General features: G+C 61.6%; 4 protein-coding genes. All 4 read right to left on the bottom strand.

From position 1 onward, the window contains the following. On the bottom strand, positions 1-264 hold a 264-nt coding region (locus K675_RS0112885; RefSeq protein WP_017903929.1), incomplete at its 3' end, for a HisA/HisF-related TIM barrel protein. Between the two features lie 40 nt (positions 265-304). After that, positions 305-565: a DUF2164 domain-containing protein gene (locus K675_RS0112880; protein ID WP_017903928.1), complete on the bottom strand. Its 261-nt coding sequence runs from the start codon at positions 563-565 to the stop codon at positions 305-307. Next, a complete protein-coding gene (gene hisH, locus K675_RS0112875) occupies positions 565-1,203 on the bottom strand; it encodes an imidazole glycerol phosphate synthase subunit HisH (RefSeq protein ID WP_017903927.1) in 639 nt (212 codons plus the stop codon). Before hisH ends, K675_RS0112880 begins: the two co-directional genes overlap by 1 nt. After that, positions 1,203-1,796, bottom strand: coding sequence for an imidazoleglycerol-phosphate dehydratase HisB (gene hisB / locus K675_RS0112870; RefSeq protein WP_017903926.1), 594 nt, complete (start codon positions 1,794-1,796; stop codon positions 1,203-1,205). Before hisB ends, hisH begins: the two co-directional genes overlap by 1 nt. Positions 1,797-2,032: the final 236 nt, after the last annotated feature.

The following is a 2,032-nucleotide window of genomic DNA, read 5'->3' as shown; positions in this document are numbered from 1 at the left end:
TTCCAGAGAGCGGATGCCGCCGCCGATCTGGATCGGCAGGTGCGGGTAGCGCTTGGCGATGGCGGTGACCACCTCGCCATTGACCGGCTGACCTTCGAAGGCGCCGTTCAGGTCGACCAGATGCAGACGGCGGCAGCCGCCCTCCACCCACTTGGCAGCCATGCTCACCGGGTCATCGGAGAATACCGTGGAATCTTCCATGCGGCCCTGGCGCAGACGTACGCAGGCACCGTCCTTGAGATCGATAGCGGGGATAATCAGCATCTGGCAAACCTTAAAGTCGTTTTTCAGCTTCACTCGAAAATCAGTTTTTCTCGAGCGCCCACAGGTCGCTTTCGATGCTCTCGAACCTTTCCTTAAGGTGCGCCTGCACATCGAAAATCGCCCTGTTGTAATAGTGCGGAGCAATTTCGCGGGTAAACAGCTCGAGGACTTCAGCCGCTTCGAACGAACCGAGGTCGAGCTCGAAGCGGTCCTCCATGAACCGCTTGATCTTGTGGCAAGCCTCGCTCTCCTGTTCGGGAGTGAGCGTCATGATCGGCGGCTTGCCCTTCTTGCCGGCCATTACCAGCGGCCGTCCCAGGCGGCGAAGTTCTGCAGCAGTTGCAGGCCATGGGTATGGCTCTTCTCCGGGTGGAACTGCACGGCGAAGCGCGAGCCCTCGGCCAGCGCGGCGGCGAAATCGACGCCGTAGTGACCGCTGCCCACCACCTGCCGCGCATTACCGGCGGCGATGTAGTAGCTGTGCACGAAATAGAAGCGCGCCAGGTCCGGGATGTTGTGCCACAGGGGGTGATCCACCGCCTGCTTCACCTCGTTCCAGCCCATGTGCGGGACTTTCAGGTGCGCGCCGTCTTCCTGCAGGTCCTTGCCGAAGAACTTCACCTGGCCGGGAAACAGGCCGATGCAGTCGACGCCATCGTTCTCTTCGCTGCGCTCGAGCAGGGCCTGCATGCCCACGCAGATGCCGAGAAACGGCCGGTCCTGGCTGACTTCACGCACCAGCGAGTCGAAGCCCAGGCGACGGATCTCCGCCATGCAGTCGCGAATCGCGCCGACGCCGGGGAAGACCACCCGGTCCGCTTCGCGAATCACGCTGGCATCGCTGGTGATCAGCACCTTGCCGGCACCGACGTGCTCGAGGGCCTTGCCCACCGAGTGCAGGTTGCCCATGCCGTAATCGATAACCGCCACTGTCTGCATCAGAGCACGCCCTTGGTCGAGGGCATCTGCCCGGCCATGCGGTCATCGAGTTCGACGGCCATGCGCAGCGCGCGGCCAAAGGCCTTGAAGACGGTCTCGATCTGGTGGTGGGTGTTGTGCCCGCGCAGGTTGTCGATGTGCAGGGTGACGTTGGCGTGGTTGACGAAGCCCTGGAAGAACTCCTGGAACAGGTCGACGTCGAAACCACCGACGGTGGCGCGGGTGAACGGCACGTGCATCTGCAGGCCGGGACGGCCGGAGAAATCGATGACCACGCGCGACAGCGCTTCGTCCAGCGGCACATAGGCATGGCCGTAGCGGCGGATGCCCTTCTTGTCACCGATGGCCTTGGTGAAAGCCTGGCCGAGAGTGATACCGACGTCTTCCACGGTGTGGTGATCGTCGATATGCAGGTCGCCCTTGCTTTCGATATCCAGGTCGATCAGCCCGTGACGGGCGATCTGGTCGAGCATGTGTTCAAGAAAAGGTACACCGATATCGAATCGGGCCTTTCCGGTGCCATCCAGGTTGATCGAGGCTTTGATCTGGGTTTCCAGGGTGTCGCGCTCGACGGACGCCTTACGTTCGGCCATCACCAGCTCCGCAAAATCATTGGGCGAAAAAGGCGATCATTATAGGCGTGCGGACGGCAAACAGAAACACGGAAGGTGAGTTCCCTGACGGGCTGGAACCCGCACCGTCAGGGCTATACCTGTCAGGACAACCGCCTAGTGGCCTGTGTGGCTAATTCGCCGACTCAACTTCAGGTCCAGGGATTCGCCAGACTGCGTTGCCATTCCTCGCCGTAGCCCTGCTACGACTCGTCATG

This window comes from Pseudomonas fuscovaginae SE-1 (assembly GCF_000364705.1).
GTDB lineage: Bacteria > Pseudomonadota > Gammaproteobacteria > Pseudomonadales > Pseudomonadaceae > Aquipseudomonas > Aquipseudomonas fuscovaginae_A.
This window is presented reverse-complemented; position numbering and strand designations above follow the sequence as displayed.